The organism is Burkholderia sp. IO2, assembly GCF_029522185.1.
Lineage (GTDB): Bacteria > Pseudomonadota > Gammaproteobacteria > Burkholderiales > Burkholderiaceae > Burkholderia > Burkholderia cenocepacia.
This window is the reverse complement of the sequence record NZ_JAKWFH010000003.1, coordinates 184,185-204,079: the sequence shown is the minus strand read 5'-3', so window position 1 is coordinate 204,079 and position 19,895 is coordinate 184,185. Positions and strand designations below refer to the sequence as shown.

The following is a 19,895-nucleotide window of genomic DNA, read 5'->3' as shown; positions in this document are numbered from 1 at the left end:
TGTATACGTGGCTGGAACAAGCAGGCCGCAGACCCTTGTATGGCGACGCGCGCTTTGCGAATGATGCGGAGATTCGTCGGGCGGGGCTGTTATGAGACAGATTGCACCCGCGAAGTCTCAACCGACGCTTGTGGTGGGCCGTTGGCGTGGCCGCTATCTGCGCTTTGCCGGCCAGCAATTCGTGCTACTTGCCGCGCCCGCTCGTTCAGGAAAGGGCGTGGGGATTGTGATCCCGAATCTGCTGAGCTATTCCGACTCCGTGGTCGTGCTTGATATCAAACAGGAAAATTTTCGTCTCACGGCAGGCTTTCGGCGCGCGCACGGACAAGCCGTGTACCTGTTCAATCCGTTTGCAGAAGATGGCTGCACGCACCGCTACAACCCGTTGTCGGTCATTGCAGACGACATGTTTCGCGTCGGCGACATTCTGGCGATCGGTTATGTGTTGTATCCGGCCGGCGGGCATGACGAATTCTGGAAAGACCAGGCACGCAACCTTCTGTTGGGACTGGTCCTGCTGCTGTCCGATTTGCGTGAGGCGCGTCGTGCTGGCGCGAGCGGGGTGCCCGACTACCCGATCACAATGGGCGAGGTATTGCGGCAATCGTCGGGAAATGGTCAGCCGGTCAAAACCTACTTGAACCGGATGCTTATACAGCATCGACAGTACTTGAGCCGCGCCTGTATTGATGCACTGAATCGATTCCTCGCGAATGACGACAAGGTCCTGGCGAGCATTCTGGCCACTTTTAATGCGTCACTGACGATCTGGGCCAACCCGATTGTTGACGCGGCGACGAGCGCGAACGACTTTGATCTGCGAGACGTCAGACGCCGCAAGATGTCCGTATATCTTGGCGTGACGCCCGATCACTTAAGTGAGGCGGCGATACTGATGAATCTGATGTTCTCGCAGCTCGTGAATCTGAACACGAAGGAGTTGGCAGAGGACAATCCGGCATTGAAGTATCAATGCCTGCTGCTGCTCGACGAGATGACGGCAATCGGAAAAATCCATATTATCGCGCGTGCGGTGGCTTATATGGCGGGCTACAACCTGCGCCTACTCTCGATCGTGCAATCCGACTCGCAGCTCGAGTCTGTGTATGGCCGAGCTGACGCGAGGACCATTGTCACGAATCATGCGATGCAGATTCTTTTCGCCCCGCGCGAACAGAAGGACGCCAATGCCTACTCCGAGATGCTCGGTACGCGCACGGAGCGATCGCGCAGCACCAGCCGATCGAATGGCATGTTCGGTGCGCGCGGCGGTGCGAGCGAGAGCTTTTCCGATCAACGTCGTGCGCTGATGTTGCCGCAGGAGATCAAGGAGCTCGCGCGCGACAAGGAAATCATTCTTCTCGAAAATACCAAGCCGATTTTGGCAGACCGGATCTGCTATTGGCGCGATCGTGCATTTACTTCACGGGTAATGGACGCGCCAGCGGTGCCTGCACTCGATCTCGTGAGATTTGGTGCACAAATCGAGCAGCGGCTGCGCGAACTGAGCGATGACGACGTCGATGAACAGACGGGCGAGCTGACGCATGTGCGAGCGGACTATCTGGAACTTGTACACGCCTGGGATCCGCGCGAGCTGCCGCAGGCGCTGGACAATGTCAGTTGCGAGGAGGTAGCCGCGTATGTGGATCGGCATTTCACGCTGCTGGGCGTGCCGGCCGAGGACGTAGCGCGCGCCGGACGTCGGTTGGCGCGCGGCGAAGATGGCATGACTGATACTGAGACGGGCGCGCGCAAGCGCGACCCGAGCCCCGTCGCCCGGGCAAGTGGTGGTGTTCAATGAGCGTTGCATATATCAGTGAGGCGGATCGAGTGCGCACTGCTTTGGCGACGATTCCGGCTGACGACTATACGACATGGGTCGACATGGCGTTCGCCGTGAAGCATGGGCTTGGCGAGGCAGGTTTTGAGCTGTGGGATGCATGGAGCCAGACCGCGCCGAATTACGATGCACGATCGGCGCGTGCGACATGGCACTCGGCGAGCGAAAGTGGGGCGATTACGCTTGCGTCGCTGTTTTGGCTGGCCCGCGAGCATGGGTTCGATCTGGCCGGCTCGCGCGCGTTTGGCGATCGCGCGGCGCGGTCCGCGTCGGCGCATGCCCCCATTGTGGGCTCCGACGCCTCACTCGAGCGCAAGCGCAGGGCGCGCCGCGCCGCGGTCGCTCGGGATGCGCTGAGTATCTGGCGTTGGGCACGGCCGGTGGCACCTGACCATCCTTATCTGGTGCGCAAGCAGATTGCGCCGTTGCCTACCCTGCGCGAGCTTGAAGCAGAAGAGTTGCATGTGCTGCTCGGATACGCCCCGAAATCCAATGACACTGCTCTATTGGGACGTGTGTTGATCGTGCCTGTTCGTATCGGCCACCAGATTTCGACACTCGAGCTGATCGATTGCGAAGGGCGTAAATCATCGCTGGCAGGCGGTGCGAAGGCGGGAGGCTGGTGGTCTGTTACGCCCGAACAGCATCGACGCGACGCGTGCTTGCCGGTGCTGATTGCCGAGGGTGTGGCCACTGCCGTATCCGCATGGCAGGCGACAGGGTGGTACACGCTTGCGGCTTTGTCGAGCGGAAATTTATCCAAAGTGGCTACGGTATGGCGCGCGCAGCACCCAAAGGATGCGCTTGTGATTCTGGCCGATCTCGGTGCTGGATTTACGCATGCGGAGCATGCGGCGCGCAATGCCCATGCACGACTGGTCGTTCCTCGGTTCGCATCGGGGGCGCATATTGCGAATCAGTTGCCGACCGACTTTAACGATATGGCGGTGCTCGACGGAAAGGAGGCGGTCGGCGAGCTGTTGCGGCGTGCGGTACTGGAGACACCGGCGCCTACATCGACTGACGCTAAGGCGAGCCGGACGCAAACCGAGGGTATGTCGTTTTACTTGACGGGAGACGCAGACATGGGATCGAGGAAGACGGACAAGGGCACGGGGGCGGACGACGTGCGCCGGCACGCCGAGGCCGACCGCTCGGACGGTGATTGCGCGTCGACGCAGCCATCTGGTACTCCGGAGGAAGGGAAACAGGCTTTCACCCACGAACCGGCGGCGAGCTCGGTCACCGAAACCACGGACGACGGGCAGCATTCGAGCCGGGGGCCACGTCATGTGGCGGGAGAATTCATATACGGGCTCGACGCCGTGCCCACGGAGGTCAAGGTGGCGGCCGAGCGGCGGTTTGGGGCTGCACTGAGGATGTCCACGCCACGAGAGAACGGAGGTCCCTATCGCGGGGAGGTGCTCAATACCGAGCATTTCCTTGTTCAAGAGGTGGCACCACGCAGCGTGGTGTTCCATGCGAAGGGAAGGATGACATTCGTGTCGGACCGGTTACGGTGGATGGACGAGCACCATCGCCTAAACGGCGCGGACGTACAGATTGTCTACGAAGGTGAGCGCGCGAAGCTGTACCCGTGGGACCGGGCTCGCGATCAGCTTGAGCGGGCGGTTGCATCACTGAAAAAATCTGCGCGGGAAATGGGGCTCGACGACATGGACGTGAAGCTCGATGCGCTGCATGCAGCGTCATGGGCGCGCGTGAAAGCTGCACGTGCGGCCGCGCTCGCGCAAGCCAGGTCGCGCGTGGACGGGCGTGGCGATATCGACGACCCGCAGCGGTAGCGATTCGGTCACGCGCAATATGGATGGTGACGCCGCGCAGCTGAGCATTGCGCGACGCATAACCGGTGAGGTACATGATGGATGATACCCAGTCGCCGGCGCTTTTCGCACCTAGTGCGGACTTCGCCGTGAACGCCATCGAGCCTGAATGGACTGCGGACGTCGACATAGCGCGACGTCGTCCGTCGGACCGCTTTCCGGCACAACAATTCGGCTACCTCGCAATGCTTGCGCGTCGGCGCAGCGAGTCTGATGCGGCGCGCGCCCTGCTACGAGAGCAGGCTGGTGGCAGCCGCTTCGAGGCGGGGCGTGACGATGCAGGCACGGATGGTGTGTCCGATACCGGCGCGATAAATTCGGTGCCGAAGTTCACGGAAATCGCAGACGCGCCAGAGCGAGTTAGGCGAGGCTACCTGCGCGCCGGCAGTCAATATTTCCTGAAGGAGGCCCCGTACCCTCTGGTATTCGAGGATCGGGGGCGATATCTCGTCACGATGCAAACTCGTACAGACATTGTTGCTTCCATGATGGATATGGTGCAGGCGAAGGCGTGGACGCGCATTCGCGTGTCGGGGCACGACGCCTTTTGCCGCGAAGTATGGCTGCAGGCCGTTTCGATCGGTATTGAGGTAAGCGGGTACACACCGAAGCCTGCCGACCTAGCGCGCCTTTCTGAGTTGAACGCGCCCACGGAACACACACGCGATCGCGACTCCGAGCGTCCTGTGTTGCAGCCGCAAGTAGGGACGACTGCAACGCCTGCGGGTGCCCGCGACGAAAGTCCAGACCGTCGCATGGGCGCACCGATGCGCCACTCGAGATCGCTGGACGATGAGATTCAGCTCGCCGTGATTGTGGCGGCTATGCGCGAGCAGGGTTTCAGTGATCGTTCGGTCGATCGTGTTAAGCGTCGCGCTGTGCGCATGCTCGAAGCGCTTCACGCTGAGGGCGTCGAGCTTCCCCGACCTCGCGTGTTCGATCCGACGGCTCCTTCCGCGCGAGCGGAAAAGGACGAACCCCAGCAATCGTCTGCCCCGTCGCGAGAAATCAATCACGCACCCGCCATGCAGTTGCCTGGCCAACGGTAGACGAACATGGGATCGCGAAACCGAGCGCGCATTGCGGTCGAACTGGGTGCGCTAAAGCCTTTGTGGCAGGCACGATGTGCGCAGAACGGGGTGAGCGCCGGTGAGGGCATCAGGCGGCTCGTGGCCGAAGCACTGGATATTGCCCATGACCCGCCGGACACGGCTGCAATACTTTCGGCGCCGAGCGAGCCGTTTGTACGGATCGGTGTGGGTCTGATGCCGGCCGAGTTGCAATGTATCAAAGGGCTGGCCCATGTCCAGGGGGTCACCGCCAATCGATGGATTGCTGCGTTAATTCGCGCCCATCTGACCGGAGAGCCGCAACTGGGAAACCGGGAGATGATGCTGCTTGCGGAATCGAATCGGCAGCTCGCCGCGATTCGTACGCGACTGGGTGAGCTCGCGCGCGACACGGGCGAGGGCCACCACGTACCTGATTGGGAGCACGCGCGCGCCATGATCCTTACACATCTACGTTTTGTCGCACAGTTGCTGCAAACCAACCTGGACCGATGGAGCCGTTGATATGCCGTTTCCCAGACAGTACGTCGATGCGCTGCTCGTCAACTGGGGCGATCGACTGTTTCACGATCCGCTACGGCATGTGCGCGCCCCGCATCTGCCCGGCGTGGCATTGCCGCGCGATGCGCGGCGTCTGCGCGAACGGCTGGCTTTGACGCTTCGGCGCGCGCCCGAGGTCATGGTCAAGATTACCAACAAAGCGTCAGGCGCACAGGGCATGGGTGCGGTGCGTCGACACCTGCAATATATTTCACGCGATGGCCATGTCGAGCTGGAAGACCAGGACGCGCGCGTGTTGGTCGGAGACGCTGCCTTGCAGGATCTTTTTGACGAATGGCGGTGGGGTGGTTGGGGGATGCCGGAAGACAGTCGGCGTCGGGAAACCTTTAATTTGATGCTGTCAATGCCCGCAGGCACGGACCGCGCGGCCGTCCGAGAGGCCTCAAGAGCGTTCGCGCGCGAGATATTCGGCGACGGACGATTGTACGTGTTCGCACAGCACGATGATCAACCGCATCCGCACGTACATCTGTGTGTTCGGGTGCGTGGTCCTGACGGGCGGTGTCTGAATCCTCGCAAGCGGGACCTGCGTACATGGCGCGAGGTGTTTGCGCGACAGTTGCGCGAACACGGGGTCGATGCGAACGCAACGCCGAGGCTGGCTCGCGGTGAGACACAACGCTTTCCGACGCAGGCGGTGGTACGAATGCAGTCTCGTGGAGTTGCCCCGCGTTTTTACCGATCGGTGCTCGATGAGCGGGCGCAAATGGCGTTATGGGATGCGCATATCGAAACATTGGCAGTCTGGCGTGGGGTCGCGCAAGCATTGGCCCATTCCGGTGTCCCTGAAGACCGAACCATGGCAATGGCTATTGTGGATTTTGTGCAGCACATGCCGGCGAGGCAATTGCAGCCCGGCGCTACCCGACTCGACTCGGCCACCACGTGCTCACATCGTGCCCCCCCTCATGAGCACAGGTATATCGCTCGCTTCAAGGGTAAGCAGCGCAGTGTTGATGACAGGCCACCCGAACCGGATCCGCTATTTGACCGAGACTGATCGCCTTTCCGTCGGCCGTGTTTGGGTGTCGGGTGCGCGATTCTGCACGCATGACGTATGCTGCCGCGAACGGCGATTCGTGTGCACACACTGTTGGTTCACGGGCGTCGTGCGATTGTGGTACCGCGGCTGATGGGCACTGGGTAACGTGATGGCGTCCGTCGGCCTGACCGGTTCGCGACGTATACCGGCGCCGTCAGTGTTCACGTATGCAGAGCTTGCATCTGCTTTCGCGCATGCTCTGGCCTGGCGTCGAAGTCACGCGGCTTCATGTCGAGCCCTTAGGCGTAAGCAGATTCCATATCGGCAATGCCCATCAGGCGGAGCGCGGCATACAGATACGGAGTGAAGGCATCCGTCTCCTGGCCGATGTGCAGGCCGTCGCGCGAGTTGGCCACGATCGCGCTGACACCTTCGACGAGGCTTATCGGATAGGTCTTCGTGTACCGATTTGTCGCGCTCGAAGCTCGGAAGTGATGAAGCGGCGTCGCTTCCCGATCCGCCGCCGGGCATTACTGTCCGAAGCGCTGCGTGACGGTGTCCTTTAGGCGCGCTGCAGTCAGCTCGCCCATGTGCGATTCGACGAGCTCGCCTTTCGCGTTGAAGAACAGTGTGGTCGGCAGTCCACGCGAGCCATACGCATGCATCGCGTGCAGCGACGGATCGAGCAGCACGTGATCGAAACGCAGGCTCTGCTGCTCGAGGAACGCACGCACGGCGTGCGCGTTTTCTCCCTGGTTGAGCATCAGCACCGTGATGCTCGGATGGTCGCGCTGCGCCTGTTCGAGGATCGGCATCTCGCGCCGGCACGGTGCGCACCACGTCGCCCACAGGTTCACGACGACCGGCTTGCCGACGAAGCCCGCCGGCATCACGGGCGTCGAATCGAGCGCCTGGAGCGGCATCGCGGCAAGCGGCGGCGCGCCCCGCTGCAACGTCGCCAGCGTACCTTGCGCTATGCCCCACGCGCCTAGGCCCGCGACGATGCCGGCTAGCACCGGCCGACGCAGCGCCGGCAGGCGGCGCAGGCGCCAGGCTGCGAACACCAGCGCGGCCGCGATACCGATGCGCGCGTCGAAGCCCCCATCGCCGAGCGCGACGATCGCGCGCGGCGACGCCGCATAGTCCGGCCACCATTGCGCGACATAAGCGACCCGCGCCGCAATCAATCCGAGCAACAGCACGTCGAGGATCAGGCTCGACGCGCTCTTGTGATGCCCATCAGGCGGACGGCGCTGGATGAGGTGCGCGACGAGCCACGCCAGCAGCGCGGCGACAGCTACCGCGACGACGCGGATCGAGAAGGGACCAATGCTCAGCATGCGATGGGAAAAATGGACGTGATCGAGCGGGACAGGAGCGCAGGTGGGCCGTCGCAGTGCTCAAGCCTTCGACGGTCGTGCGGCGTTTCGACCGGTTGGCGCGTATGGGGGTTCCCTCAGAGAACGTAACGGCGTATTGCGGGTCGCGATGAGTGCCCCGGGGCAGCTCACGAGGGCGTGACGTTCACGCCAGCTTGCAGCGAATCAGACCAGTCTGATGGTCAACGGCATACCGTTCATCAACAATACGCAGACCGGTTTGGTGTGGTGTCCACCGGTATCCCGCCTAGGGATCTCTCCTTGCCGGCCGCTCCGCTCGCGAGCGGCCGCTTTTTTGCTGTCATGCGTGCGCGCGTGAATGCCTTGTGGCGGTCGGTGGGCGCGGCCGCACTCCGATGCATATCGGCTGATTTAACGGAATAGGACCGCTGCCAGATGCGAGCACCGGGCATTCACTCGCGCATTGCAGGACGCATGATGGTCGGTTCGTGACCGGCGAGGCAGTGCGTTGATGGCAGCACCGGGTCTGCCGCCATGGCCCGACGGGCCGCACATCCGCGATCCGTCGGGCGGCGGGCCTTACAGCCTCTTCGACGCTGCCGGTGCCGCGTCGCCTTGCGTGGCCGCGGCCGTCGGATCGAGCGTCGCGAGCGTCTTCTCGGTGAATTTCTCATACAGCCAGTCCATGCGCATGCTGTCGATTCCGGCGATACCGCCGAGCGCATACGACGCCGACACCTTGAAGTGGTCGACCGGATGATTGTCGGCATCGGTGAACGTGACGGTGCCGTCGACGTAATCGCTGCCGGCCATGAAGCCGAACATGACGGCCGAGAAACTTGAGCGCACGCGAATGCCAGTGACTTTGACATTCAGGTGCATCGCATCCGTTGCATCCGCCTTGGCCAGCAGCTTGCGTGCGTCCAATGCGTGTTCGATTTTCTCCTGCAGTTTCTTTGCGTCGAACTTCAGGTTGTCTTTCAACGCTTCCTGCGCGGCATTGTCGAGCGTGACCGTCACGATCACGGGCTTCTTGCCGAATGGGGTCGTTGATGCGGTCACGGCGGCCCCGGCCGTATCGCTGGCGTCGCGCGTCACGCTGCTGGCGCAGCCCGACAGGAAGCCGATCGTCACGAATGCCAGAGCGGCATGGCGGATAAGAGATTTCATGATTTGGTCTTTGATTGAGGTTATTGGAATGGGCTCTGTGGCCGAGCGGGAATCTAGCACGGAGCGATTCCATTCAAATCGTCGAATAGATCGAAAATCGATGCGGTGTTTGGTCGACGCGGCGCGATTGACCGAGGAATGGTCGAAGTAATGGGCAGTGCGTGATGAACGGCGGTGGAGATCCGCTATAGCTTGCGCGGCGGCGTCTCTTGGCTCGCGGTTATTGGCCGTTGCCCGACACCGCTTCGCCCAATCGATACGCGGTAAAGAACTCGTACCACGGCGAGCCTTGCGTGACCGGCACACCGAGCGCCGTCGTGCGCTGTTTCAGCGCGCCGAATACATCGTCGATGAACGCCCTCTGCGCGCCGTCGCGGAACGGAACCGGTTGCGTCCGCCCTGCGGCGAATGCGCCATACGCGATCGCCAGCAGGCGGGCGCGGTCGTCGGTGCCCGCGATCGTCGCGTTGATCGTTTCGACGAAGCGCGACCGGTCTTCCGCGCGCGGCGCGGACAGGCACAGGTACACGATCGCCGAGAGTGCATGCCGGTCCTTCACCCGCAGCAGCGCGGGTAGCCGCGCAATGATCTGTTCCACCGGTTCGTCGCGCAGCGCATCGGCGAAGTCGAGCACGGCAGTCATCGGGTTCGTGTCGGCTTTCAGGCGGTCGAGCGCCGATTGCGGGGCCGACGACGCGCCGTCCTGCATCCCCGCGGGCGCGGACCGCAACGCATCGGCCACCTGCTGCGTCCATTCCGGAAAGATCATCCGCACGTTGCCGAATTGCTCGCCGCCTTCCGCGGACGGATTCCACCGATAGACGATCGTGCCGCCGTGAATGAACGGCGAATACAGATGCTCGGCCGTTTGCGGTAGCGGCCGCCGGTTGATCGGCAGCCACGCGAGCGTGAGCCAGTCGTAGCGACCCGTCGCGGGCACCGCCGGGCTCGAACTCGCGACGACCTGCCACGTGCCGCGATTCGCATAGCGGCGGCGCGCGTCGGGTACCGGGACGGTCTGACCTTTCGCGGTGTCGAAATACGTCGTGCCGGTGACGTTCGCGCCGCTGTCTGCGGCCGGCGTGATGACGGAGATGACCCACGACGCGCCGTCCGCCGAACGGTAGTCGGACGGCCGCAGCGTCGCCACATCGTGCACCATACGTGTTTCCGCCGCGACGGGGCTCGGCGGGGCATCGGCGGGCACGGCATAGATACTCGGCATCGATTTTCCTCGGAATCGGTGCGCATCGTCGAGCGGAGGCGATGCGCGGCGGTGCGGGTTGTTTCTCGTAACTGTAGGACGTTGCTACCGGCATCGCGAGGAACCGCCGCACAGGGCGACGAATGACACGGAATCATATATTGTAGTAACAAACCTACATATATGGCTTCCAGGAGTTCATCGTGACCATCACCACGCTCTCGAGTCGTGAACTCAACCAGGACGTGACCAAGGCAAAGAAGGCGACAAAGGACGGCCCCGTGTTCATTACCGATCGCGGCAGGCCGGCCCATGTGCTGCTGAGTTTCGAGGAATACCAACGTCTCACCCGGCAGCAGCGCAACATTGCCGACGCGCTCGCCATGTCCGGTGTCGGGGACGTCGAATTCGACCCGCCACGCGCGAACGTCAAGATCAAGGAGGTCGATTTCTGATGATGTTCGTTCTCGATACCAATGTGGTTTCGGAACTCCGGAAAGTGCGGGCGGGCAAGGCGGACAGGAACATGGCGGCCTGGTGTTCGACCGTCGATGCGTCGGTGCTGTTTGTCTCGGCGATCACGATCATGGAGCTGGAGGCAGGTGTCTTGCAGATCGAGCGCAGAGATGCGGAACAGGGGGCGCTTCTCAGGGCATGGCTTGACGGGCACGTCCTGCCCGAGTTCGCTGGTCGCGTGTTACCGGTCGATACTGCTGTCGCCCAACGATGCGCACGGCTTCATGTGCGGGACCGGCGATCCGAGCGGGACGCGCTCATTGCAGCGACGGCGATCGTGCATGGCATGACCGTCGTGACGCGCAACGTTGCCGATTTCGTTGAAACCGGTGTCGCGATTCTGAATCCGTGGGATTGAGCGAACCAATCGACTTGCTCCCGACGGAAATCGGATTCCGCTTGCACGCAATCGCGTCGATGCGCTTCGGCTTACCATGCGCATCTTGGGCCTACGACGCAGACCGATCGGGAGCACGCATGACCGACACGAAAGCCATTACCGAACACTGGACGCGGGTCGCCGACCAATGGATTGGCTGGGCCGGCAAGCCGGGCCACGATGCGTTCTGGAAATATCGCGCGGGGCTCGCGGCCTACATCGGTCGCGGCACGGGCGTCGCGCTGGAGGTCGGCTGCGGCGAAGGCCGCGTGAGCCGTGAGTTGAAGGCGCTCGGTTACGACGTGACCGCGAGCGACGCGGTGCCCGCGATGCTCGATGCCGCGCGTCATGCGGATTCCGCGCATCGCTATCGACTGGCGGACGCGGCCGCGCTGCCGTTCGACACGGCCAGCTTCGATCTCGTGATGGCGTACAACGTGCTGATGGATCTCGACGACATGCAGGGCGCCTTACACGAGGCGCGCCGCGTGCTGAAGCCGGACGGCACGCTGTTCATCTCGCTCGTGCATCCGTTCCGCGATCGCGGTAGCTTTGCCGGGCCACAGCCCGATGCGCCGTTCGTGCTGACGGGCAGCTATTTCGGGCGCGAGCATTTCGACGGAGTGGAAACACGCGACGGGCTGTCGATGCACTTCGCGGGCTGGTCGCTGCCGCTGCAGGCGTACATGGAGGCGCTGGAAGCGGCCGGGTTCGCGATCGTGTCGTTGCGCGAACCGCCGCCGGATCATGCCGATACGGATCAGTTGAAGCAGTGGGCGCGCGTGCCGCTGTTTCTGTGGATCAAGGCTCGGCCATTGCGTTGAGCGCGTGCGACTGATAGGCGACGCGGATGCTTCGTGCGATTTTCAATTCGAATGTGTGACCGACTCATCGCGCGCACCTATGCTGAACGAGCGCGAGTCGGCACCGTGCTTTCGCGCCTCGACATCTTATACTCGCAGCGTGTCCGCAACGCTGAACTTGCGTTACACAACCTGCTGATCGTCGCTGGTCTCGATCGAAACAGACAAGAACTGCTTGCCACGCGCTGGTGCACCCGCCGGTTCCAGTCGCAAGAGAAAATCGAAATATCGCTCCGGGAGCTTTCCAAGTTGTTCCTGGATCGCTGCCAGCTTGATGAGGCACTGGGCGTCCCAGTTCATTCCGACAACAAGCTCGCTCGTCACGCCGTTCCACTCGCTAAGTAGAATAGAGGCCGCACGAGCATGCTCTTCGGCGAAGCGTTCGATGCGTTGTTCGATGTAACGCGCATCGTCACGCATCAACGTACCCGAGATACACAATGAAACGGTATGCGCGACGGCGTCGTGTTTCACGTACACGCTGGCGATACCGCTCAGGTGCCGGGATACCCGATCGAGTTGTTCATCGTCCAAGTCGTCCTGGACGGACAGTGCGCCTGAGAGGCTGTACGGTGCGGGCTCTTCCATTGCGAACCTCCAGAGGTTGGGGGGAAATCAATGTCCCGATTGGGCCTAGAATTCCAGCTTTTAGCTAGGCTAGGCGGATTATCCGAGCGGAGCTGCCAGTACCTGAGTGTTTTGAGCATCAGAATGTGGCGGCGTAGACGTGTGATGCCGGACGTATTCTGTCGCCGGACCTTTCAACCGCTCGACATGTCGGCCCGGCGCGAGAGACATGAGAGATCGTTCCCCGAACCGTATGCGACTGAATACGGCGACGGTCCGGGCCCACTTCTGGGAGAATTCTTTCAATTTTCCTTCAATGGAGGTGACTTCTTGATCGGTAAGTGCACCGCGAAGGCGGATCATGACCGAATGCGTGACGGCGTCGGTGACGCAGTAGACGGTCGCGGAAGCGGGCAAGCTCTGCGCGAACTGCTGTGCGTGATTGCGTCGGAAGTGACCGACGACGGAGAGTGCGCCGCAGATTTCATAGGTGGAAGTCATAACGCCTCCTGTGAGAGAGCGACGGCATTGTCAGATGCATCTCGCTACCGTCGGTATCCGATCGACCATACCTGCCATGTTATGTATCAAATGAGCATATGTCAATAAAAATGAATCAACCGGATATATTTTCCGTACGCCTGAGGCTGGAGCGAAAGCGACTGGGGATGAACCAGACCGAATTCGCGGCGGCGGGAGGCGTTCAACAACATGCGCAGGTCAACTACGAAAAAGGGGCGAGGCTTCCGGACGTGAGTTATCTGGTGGGGATCGCGGACTTGGGTGTAGATGTCCAGTATTTGCTGACTGGCCGTACGTCCGACCCCGTAACTTTGGCGCTAACCAGCGACGAAGAACTGCTCCTCGCGGGCTTTCGAGAACTGAAGCTGCGAGAAAGGCGCGGGGTGCTGGCGCTCGTGGCTGCGATCAATGGTACGCCGACGGAACGACCGGGGACGGACAAGCCGTCGGATGAGACCGAGGGCGTTTGATTTCGTGGGACATGCGAGGAGCGTATAGCCGAAATTTGAGGCCGCAGAGCAGGGGAATGGCCGATCAACAGGATTAATCTGCCCCCATTATTGGCGACGAAAACTGAGACATCGAAATGGTGTCCCCGAGGATACAAAAATCCGGTGAAAGGACGAATTTGTATCCCGCGGGCTACCCGGGGTTGGGGGCCATGTCCCCCCGACGGTCGGGGTGCACGTGGCGGGTCGTCGATGCGTTGAATGAGAGTGAGTTGAATACCCGATCAACTGTACTCAGCGCGGAAGCATCTTTCTGTAAATCCTGCCGTTCGTGCCGCGCCGGTGTCGTCGGGCGCGCTGCGCTGTGTGATCCGTCGCGTGCGTCTGCCAGCCAGTGCACGTATTCGGCACGATGTCGGCGCGCGGCGTCGTACACCGCTTCGATCAGCGCGCGGCCGACACCTTTGCCGTGTTCGCTGTCGAGCGTGGACAGATCCTGCAGATAGCAGGACGGCCCGACGTGCGTCGTGCTGCGGTGGCGCAGGAATGCGCGAACCCGACCGGCCTGCCGTGACGCTCCGCGACCAGCGCGAACACCGGTTCGTAGCCGTCGAAGGAGCGCGACCACGTGAGCTGCGTGATGTGCGGCGGTAGCGTGGCGTCGAAGCGGCTATCGAAGAAGCGGTTGTGATCCCATTGCGGCAGCCATTGATCGTAGTCGTCTACTCCCAACCACGCGTACAGTCAGGCCGGTATCGGCAACGTTCATGTTCGTGAGCCTTTCGAGGAGGGAAGAGCGTTGCCGGCCAGACCGGTCGCGGGGCGCAACGACAAGAGGGCCGGGGCACGATGGGGGGCCGCGGTGCTCGCGTTTTCTGATGTCACAGCGCAACTGCATGCGGCTACCGTCGTGCAGCCCGAACGGTGCGGTGGGCTTTCTTTCAGTCTGCTAGACTTTTTGGCCGCCTGTCGCCATCCGGGCCGCGCCCCGGTCCATTGCGCCATGAACGAACACCACGCACCGAATCCGATCACCGAGGTGCTGCGCGCCTACTGGAAGGCCGATCGCTGGATGTTACTGACGGTTGCGGCCGTCGTCGTGCTGTCGAGTGCCACCGCCGTTGCCGCTCCGTATCTGTTCTCGCGCCTGATCGACGCGCTGTCGCATCGCGGCGCGCTGCACGCGCTCATGGCGGGCTTCGTGGTCTACGCGGTGCTGCTGGGCCTGTCCAGCGCGCTGCAACGCGTCGTGCAGTACCTCGCCTTCATGACGTCCGGGAATCTGGGATTCATCACCAGCACGCGCTTTTTCGAGCGCGTCCTGAAGAAAACCGCGGCGTTCTTCGTCGAACACAATCCCACCGAAATCCAGAGCGCGAATACGCGCGGCAGCCGCGCGCTGGCGGTGCTCGTGCAGCTTGCGCTGATGGATTTGATCCCCGGCACGCTCCAGATCGTCTTCACCCTCGTCACGCTGGGCGCAATGATCAACCTCGAAGTGGCGGCCATCACCGCTGCGTATGGCGCGATCGCGGTGACGATCGCGATCGTTTCCGCGCGGCGCTCGCGGGTGTACCTGGATCGCGCGATCGAGGCCGGGCAGGACAATGCGCGGTTCGTCGGCGGCGCGATCAACGCGATGGAGACGCTCCGGCATTTCGGCAGCCACCGCTGGATGAGCGAGCGTTTCGCGGAGAAGGCGCGCGCCGAGCGCGACAACTGGCGCGCCTACGTGATGCAGCACGTAGGTTTTCTTGCGCTGCTGGGGCTCGGCCTCGCAGTCCAGTTCTCGGTAACGTTCTGGCTGCTGTTGCCGCGTCATGCGGCCGGCGCGCTGTCGATCGGCGACATCGTGCTGTTCAACACGCTGCTGCTGCAACTGAACCTGCCGTTCGACATGCTCGCGCGCTCGATCGACGAGAGTGTGCGCTCCCGCGCCGCACTCGTGCCGTTCGCCGCGCTCTGGACGGCGCCCGAGGAGCGGCAGGTGTCGCACGCGTCGGCGTTCGTGCCGCGCGAAGGGCGCATCGTGTTCGAGCGCGTCGGCTATGCATACGGCAACGGGCGCGGCGTGCGCGACGTCGATTTCGTGGCCGAGCGCGGCGGCATCACGTTCATTGTCGGCGAAACCGGCGCGGGGAAGTCCACTGTCTTCAGGCTGGCGTTGAAGTCGATCGAGCCGACCGCCGGGCGCATTCTCGTCGACGGTGTCGATCTCGCGACGATCGACCGTGCCGACTGGTACGGCGCGGTGGCCGTCGTGCCGCAGGACGTCGTGCTGCTGAACGAAAGCCTGGAGGACAACATCCTGCTCGGCCGGCCACGCGATGCGCAGCGCCTGCGCGACGCGGCCGCGAAGGCCACGATCCTGCCGTTCATCGAGGGCTTGCCGGACGGGCTTCACACGACGGTCGGCGAGCGCGGGCTGAAACTGTCCGGCGGCGAGCGTCAGCGCATCGCAATCGCCCGCGCGCTGTACGGCGATCCGACCGTGCTGTTTCTCGACGAGGCGAGTTCTGCGCTCGACGAAGCCACCGAGCGCGACATCATGGAGCACGTGCGGCTGCTGGCGCGCGACGTCACGGTGATCGCGATCACGCACCGGCGCTCGGTCATCGGACCGACCGACAAGGTCGTGCGGCTTGGCACGGCTCGCGTGCCGGCCTGATGCCCGTACCTCCACGACTTACCCGCGCATCGGCGGATTGAGCCGCGCGAACGCCGCTTGCCGGCGATACGGGAAGTACGGATACGGCGCTTCCACCGCGCTTGCCGCATCGAGTTTCGCGACCTGCGCATCGGTCAGCGCCCAGCCGACCGCGCCGAGGTTCTGCCGCAACTGTTCCTCGTTGCGCGCGCCGACGATCACCGACGACACGGTCGGCCGCTGCAGCAGCCAGTTCAATGCGATTTGCGGCACCGTCTTGCCGGTTTCCTCCGCGATCGCATCGAGCGCATCGACCACGTCGTACAGGCGCGCGTCGTCGACCGGCGGCCCGTAGCTGGCCGTTTCATGCAGCCGGCTGCCTTCGGGCAGCGGCGCATTGCGCCGGATCTTGCCGGTGAGCCGCCCCCAGCCGAGCGGGCTCCACACCAGCGCGCCGAGGCCCTGGTCCGCGCCGAGCGGCATCAGGTCCCATTCGTAGTCGCGGCCGACGAGCGAGTAGTACACCTGGTTCGCCACGTAGCGCGACCAGCCATGCCGGTCGGCCGCCGCGAGCGACTTCATGATCTGCCAGCCGGCGAAATTCGACACGCCGATGTAGCGCAGCTTGCCCGCGCGCACGAGATCGTCGAGCGTCGACATCACTTCCTCGACCGGCGTGCCGGCGTCGAATGCGTGCAGTTGCAGCAGGTCGATGTAGTCGGTGTCGAGCCGGCGCAGCGCGTCGTCGACGGCGCGCACCAGTCGTGCGCGCGACGTGCCGGCGTCGTTCGGGCCGTCGCCGGTCGGCAGGCCCGTCTTGGTCGAGATCAGCACCTGGTCGCGGCGCCCCTTGAGCGCGGCGCCGAGTACCCGCTCGGACGCGCCGTCGGAATACACGTCGGCCGTGTCGAACAGGTTGATGCCGGCGTCGAGGCAGATGTCGATCAGGCGGCGCGCTTCGTCGACGCCGGTATTGCCCCATGCACTGAACAGCGGGCCGGTGCCGCCGAAGGTGCCGGCGCCGAAGCTCAGCACGGGGACCTGGAGGCCGGAGCGGCCGAGCGTGCGGTATTCCATCTGCGTTTCCTTTCGTCGTATGGGCGCGGCGCGGCCGCGGATCGATCGTCAGGCGATCAATGTACCGTTTGCGCCATTCCCGGATAATCCAGAAGATGGCGAAAATATCCTTCGGAAGGAGCGAACAATGCTGCTCGATAACCTCGCGCTGTTCCTGCGCATCGTGGAGAAGGGCGGGCTGGCCGCCGCGGGTCGCGAGGTCGGTCTGTCGCCGGCCACGGTGTCCGAGCGGCTGACGGCGCTCGAGCGTCACTACGGCGCGGCGCTGCTCACGCGTACGACGCGCGCGATCAGCCTGACCGACGAGGGGCGCACGCTGGTGGACGGTGCGCGGCGCCTGCTGGCCGAGGCCGACGAACTCGAAAGCCGGGTGCGGCTGGGCGTGCGGACGCTGTCGGGGCCGGTGCGGCTGAGTGCACCGGCCGATCTCGGGCGCGAGCGCGTGGTACCGGTCGTCGACGCATTCCTGGCCGACCATCCGGGCGTGACGGTCGACCTGCATCTCGGCGACGGGTATGTCGACCTCGTCGGGCAGGGGCTCGATTTCGCGATCCGCCGCGGCACGCTGGCCGACAGTTCGTTGCGCAGCCATTCGCTCGGCCGTGCGCGGCGCGTGGTGTGCGCGTCGCCCGCGTATCTCGCTGCGCATGGCACGCCCGCGCATCCGGACGAGCTGGCTTCGCACGACTGCATCGTGATGCGCTTCGGCCAGGAGCTGTACGCCGAATGGCCGTTCGGCATCGACGGCGTATTGACGCGCGTGGTGGTGCGCGGCCGGCGCGTCGCCAACGACGGGGCGCTCGTGCGCGCGTGGTGCATCGCGGGGCACGGCATCGCGCTGAAGTCGCTGGTCGACGTCGAGCGCGATCTGGCGTCGGGCGCGCTCGTCGAGATCCTTCGAGACTTCTCGCCGGGCGAAGTCGATCTGCAGATCGTCTATCCGGGGCGTGCGGCGCAGCCGCGGCGTGTGCGGGCGTTGATCGACAGGCTGGCACAGGCGCTGGCCTGAAGCACGTTGCTTGCGCGCGCTTCGAGCGGTTGAAGCGGCGATCTCGCTGCGATCACGTCGAATGTGCGCCGGTGCATGCCGACGAACGTCATCATGCGTCGAAATCCCCCTTCGACTGCATTGCCCATATTTCGTCATTTAGCTAATATTCAAAACGTTAAACGAATCCGCACCCTCATGGACGACGTCACCCGCCTCAGCGCGCTCGCCAACGAAAGCCGTCTGGCCGTGATGCGCTGGCTCAGGCAACCGCGCAAGCATTTCCCGCCGCAGCCGCATGGCGACGTCGACGCGCTCGGCGTGTGCTGCACGTACATCACCGAGAAACTCGGCATCGCGCCGGCCACGACCACGCGCCACATGCGCATCCTCGCGGATGCCGGGCTCGTGCAGGCGACCCGCGTCGGCAAGTTCACGTACTACAAGCGGATCGACGGCGCGCTGCAGCGGCTCGGCCGCGATCTCTCGCAACTCTGACCCTGACCGAGGCAACCGACATGGACGAACTTTCCTTGCTGGCCGACGCCGACCGGCGCGCGCACGCGTATCTGGCTGCAACGAACGAGCGGCGCGCGTTTCCCGACGCGGCCGCACTCGCCGGCCTCGCTGCGTTCGACGAGCCGCTGCCCGATGCAGGCCGCCCGGCCGACGACGTGCTGCGCCTGCTCGACGAGCACGGCGCGCCCGCGACGGTCGCATCGAACGGCCCGAACTACTTCGGCTTCGTGATCGGCGCGACGCTGCCGGCCGCGGCGGCTGCCGAGCGGCTGATGCTCGCGTGGGACCAGTGCGCGTCGTCGTATGCGAATTCGCCGGTGGCCGCCACGCTCGAGCGCCAGACCGCGCGCTGGGTCGTCGATGCGCTCGGGTTGCCCGAAGGCAGTGCGGTCGGCTTCGGCACGAGCGCGACGGCCTGCACGCTCGTCGCGCTGGTGGCCGCGCGGCGCGCGCTGCTCGCGCGCAAGGGCTGGGATATCGACGAGGACGGGCTGATCGGCGCGCCGGAAGTGAAAGTCGTGATCTCCGCGCTCGCGCACATCACGGTGAAGAAGGCGCTGCGCGTGCTCGGCTTCGGGATGAAGCGCATCGTCGTCGCGCCGGTCGATACGCACGGCCGGATCGACCCGGCGCAGTTGCCGCCGCTCGACGACATGACCATTTTCTGCGTGCAGGCGGGCGAAGTGAACACCGGCGAATTCGATCCGTTCGCGGCGTTGATTCCGCCCGCGAAGGCGGCCGGCGCGTGGGTGCACGTCGACGGCGCGTTCGGCCTGTGGGCGCGCGCGTCGTCGAAGCGCGCGCTGACGGACGGCATCGACGGCGCGGACAGCTGGACGACCGACGGTCACAAATGGCTCAACACGCCGTACGACGGCGCGATGGTGATCTGTCGCGACGCGGCCGCGCTCGCCACCGCGATGAACAGCGACGCCGTCTACCTGAGCGGCGCGCACGATGCGCAGAAGAACCTGAACCTCGAATTCTCACGCCGCGCGCGCGGCATTCCCGTGTGGGCCGCACTGCGTTCGCTCGGCCGCGCCGGCGTCGCGACGATGGTCGAGCGGCATTGCGCGCAGGCAGCGCGGGTCGCTGACGGCCTGCGTGCGGCCGGCTACGACGTGCTGAACCGCGTCGTGCTGAACCAGGTGCTCGTGCGCGCCGGTACCGACGAGGAAACGGCGGCGATCCTCGAAGCCGCGCAGGCGTCGGGCGACGTGTGGTTCGGCGCGACCGTGTGGCAAGGGCGGCCGGCGTTCCGGATCAGCGTGTCGTCGTGGCGCACCGAGGACGCGCACATCGATCGTCTCGTTGCGTTGCTGACGAAGCTGCGCGGCGTGCACGTGGGGTGAGC

The 19,895-nt window shown here is 63.9% G+C and carries 19 protein-coding genes and 1 pseudogene; 13 read left to right on the top strand and 7 right to left on the bottom strand.

Annotated features, from left to right (window positions below; genetic code table 11):
- Window positions 1–91: 91 nt before the first annotated feature.
- The 5 genes from MMB92_RS03305 (at window position 92) to MMB92_RS03285 (ending at window position 6,318) form a co-directional block, all read left to right on the top strand.
- Complete coding sequence (locus tag MMB92_RS03305; RefSeq protein WP_077177735.1) at window positions 92–1,804, top strand: type IV secretory system conjugative DNA transfer family protein; 1,713 nt, start codon at window positions 92–94, stop codon at window positions 1,802–1,804.
- Window positions 1,801–3,648 (top strand): PriCT-2 domain-containing protein, encoded by a 1,848-nt coding sequence (locus MMB92_RS03300; protein ID WP_277562515.1) that lies wholly within the window; start codon window positions 1,801–1,803, stop codon window positions 3,646–3,648. The genes MMB92_RS03305 and MMB92_RS03300 overlap by 4 nt, the downstream gene beginning before the upstream one ends.
- 74 nt (window positions 3,649–3,722) lie before the next feature.
- The gene (locus tag MMB92_RS03295; protein ID WP_277562514.1) at window positions 3,723–4,736 is read left to right on the top strand and encodes an LPD7 domain-containing protein; all 1,014 of its coding nucleotides are present in this window, start codon (window positions 3,723–3,725) and stop codon (window positions 4,734–4,736) included.
- A 6-nt stretch (window positions 4,737–4,742) separates the two neighbouring features.
- Window positions 4,743–5,261: a hypothetical protein gene (locus tag MMB92_RS03290; RefSeq protein WP_059781551.1), complete on the top strand. Its 519-nt coding sequence runs from the start codon at window positions 4,743–4,745 to the stop codon at window positions 5,259–5,261.
- A 1-nt stretch (window position 5,262) separates the two neighbouring features.
- Window positions 5,263–6,318, top strand: a complete 1,056-nt coding sequence (locus MMB92_RS03285) for a relaxase/mobilization nuclease domain-containing protein (protein ID WP_277562513.1) — start codon at window positions 5,263–5,265, stop codon at window positions 6,316–6,318.
- A gap of 512 nt (window positions 6,319–6,830) precedes the next feature.
- Here the strand turns inward: MMB92_RS03285 and MMB92_RS03280 are convergent.
- The 3 genes from MMB92_RS03280 to MMB92_RS03270 all read right to left on the bottom strand — a co-directional run bounded on the left by MMB92_RS03280 (window position 6,831) and on the right by MMB92_RS03270 (window position 10,035).
- Window positions 6,831–7,640 (bottom strand): TlpA disulfide reductase family protein, encoded by an 810-nt coding sequence (locus MMB92_RS03280; protein ID WP_058902647.1) that lies wholly within the window; start codon window positions 7,638–7,640, stop codon window positions 6,831–6,833.
- 579 nt (window positions 7,641–8,219) lie between these two features.
- Window positions 8,220–8,810: a DUF4410 domain-containing protein gene (locus MMB92_RS03275; protein WP_034202893.1), complete on the bottom strand. Its 591-nt coding sequence runs from the start codon at window positions 8,808–8,810 to the stop codon at window positions 8,220–8,222.
- Window positions 8,811–9,030: 220 nt separating this feature from the next.
- On the bottom strand, window positions 9,031–10,035 hold the full coding sequence (locus MMB92_RS03270; protein WP_062885210.1) for a hypothetical protein: 1,005 nt from the start codon (window positions 10,033–10,035) through the stop codon (window positions 9,031–9,033).
- A gap of 182 nt (window positions 10,036–10,217) precedes the next feature.
- Here MMB92_RS03270 and MMB92_RS03265 point away from each other — a divergent pair, with 182 nt between their 5' ends.
- The 3 genes from MMB92_RS03265 to MMB92_RS03255 all read left to right on the top strand — a co-directional run bounded on the left by MMB92_RS03265 (window position 10,218) and on the right by MMB92_RS03255 (window position 11,733).
- Complete coding sequence (locus MMB92_RS03265; RefSeq protein WP_062885211.1) at window positions 10,218–10,469, top strand: type II toxin-antitoxin system Phd/YefM family antitoxin; 252 nt, start codon at window positions 10,218–10,220, stop codon at window positions 10,467–10,469.
- Window positions 10,469–10,888 carry a type II toxin-antitoxin system VapC family toxin gene (locus MMB92_RS03260; protein ID WP_171984103.1) on the top strand — a complete coding sequence of 140 codons (420 nt, stop codon included), beginning with the start codon at window positions 10,469–10,471 and terminating at the stop codon, window positions 10,886–10,888. Before MMB92_RS03265 ends, MMB92_RS03260 begins: the two co-directional genes overlap by 1 nt.
- Window positions 10,889–11,007: 119 nt before the next feature.
- Window positions 11,008–11,733: a class I SAM-dependent methyltransferase gene (locus MMB92_RS03255; RefSeq protein ID WP_006493299.1), complete on the top strand. Its 726-nt coding sequence runs from the start codon at window positions 11,008–11,010 to the stop codon at window positions 11,731–11,733.
- A 162-nt stretch (window positions 11,734–11,895) separates the two neighbouring features.
- Here the strand turns inward: MMB92_RS03255 and MMB92_RS03250 are convergent, their stop codons facing one another.
- Together MMB92_RS03250 and MMB92_RS03245 are read right to left on the bottom strand one after the other, a co-directional pair.
- Complete coding sequence (locus MMB92_RS03250; protein ID WP_012493077.1) at window positions 11,896–12,360, bottom strand: hypothetical protein; 465 nt, start codon at window positions 12,358–12,360, stop codon at window positions 11,896–11,898.
- A gap of 78 nt (window positions 12,361–12,438) precedes the next feature.
- A complete protein-coding gene (locus tag MMB92_RS03245; protein ID WP_077021669.1) occupies window positions 12,439–12,840 on the bottom strand; it encodes a hypothetical protein in 402 nt (133 codons plus the stop codon).
- A 167-nt stretch (window positions 12,841–13,007) separates the two neighbouring features.
- Between MMB92_RS03245 and MMB92_RS03240 the strand changes: the two genes are divergently transcribed.
- Window positions 13,008–13,331 (top strand): helix-turn-helix transcriptional regulator, encoded by a 324-nt coding sequence (locus tag MMB92_RS03240; protein ID WP_227743184.1) that lies wholly within the window; start codon window positions 13,008–13,010, stop codon window positions 13,329–13,331.
- Between the two features lie 273 nt (window positions 13,332–13,604).
- Here MMB92_RS03240 and MMB92_RS03235 read toward each other — a convergent pair.
- Window positions 13,605–14,079 (bottom strand): annotated as a pseudogene (locus MMB92_RS03235) (GNAT family N-acetyltransferase).
- A 234-nt stretch (window positions 14,080–14,313) separates the two neighbouring features.
- On the opposite strand from MMB92_RS03235, the gene MMB92_RS03230 reads away from it, so the two are divergent.
- Complete coding sequence (locus MMB92_RS03230) at window positions 14,314–15,978, top strand: ABC transporter ATP-binding protein (protein ID WP_277562512.1); 1,665 nt, start codon at window positions 14,314–14,316, stop codon at window positions 15,976–15,978.
- A gap of 18 nt (window positions 15,979–15,996) precedes the next feature.
- Here the strand turns inward: MMB92_RS03230 and MMB92_RS03225 are convergent, their stop codons facing one another.
- Entirely contained in the window at window positions 15,997–17,034 is a 1,038-nt protein-coding gene (locus MMB92_RS03225; protein WP_060265452.1) for an aldo/keto reductase, read from the bottom strand.
- Window positions 17,035–17,161: 127 nt separating this feature from the next.
- Here MMB92_RS03225 and MMB92_RS03220 point away from each other — a divergent pair, with 127 nt between their 5' ends.
- The 3 genes from MMB92_RS03220 to MMB92_RS03210 all read left to right on the top strand — a co-directional run bounded on the left by MMB92_RS03220 (window position 17,162) and on the right by MMB92_RS03210 (window position 19,893).
- Window positions 17,162–18,043: a LysR family transcriptional regulator gene (locus tag MMB92_RS03220; RefSeq protein WP_277562511.1), complete on the top strand. Its 882-nt coding sequence runs from the start codon at window positions 17,162–17,164 to the stop codon at window positions 18,041–18,043.
- 177 nt (window positions 18,044–18,220) lie between these two features.
- Window positions 18,221–18,520, top strand: a complete 300-nt coding sequence (locus MMB92_RS03215; protein ID WP_006494624.1) for a helix-turn-helix domain-containing protein — start codon at window positions 18,221–18,223, stop codon at window positions 18,518–18,520.
- Window positions 18,521–18,540: 20 nt separating this feature from the next.
- The gene (locus tag MMB92_RS03210; protein WP_277562510.1) at window positions 18,541–19,893 is read left to right on the top strand and encodes a pyridoxal-dependent decarboxylase; all 1,353 of its coding nucleotides are present in this window, start codon (window positions 18,541–18,543) and stop codon (window positions 19,891–19,893) included.
- Window positions 19,894–19,895 lie beyond the last annotated feature (2 nt).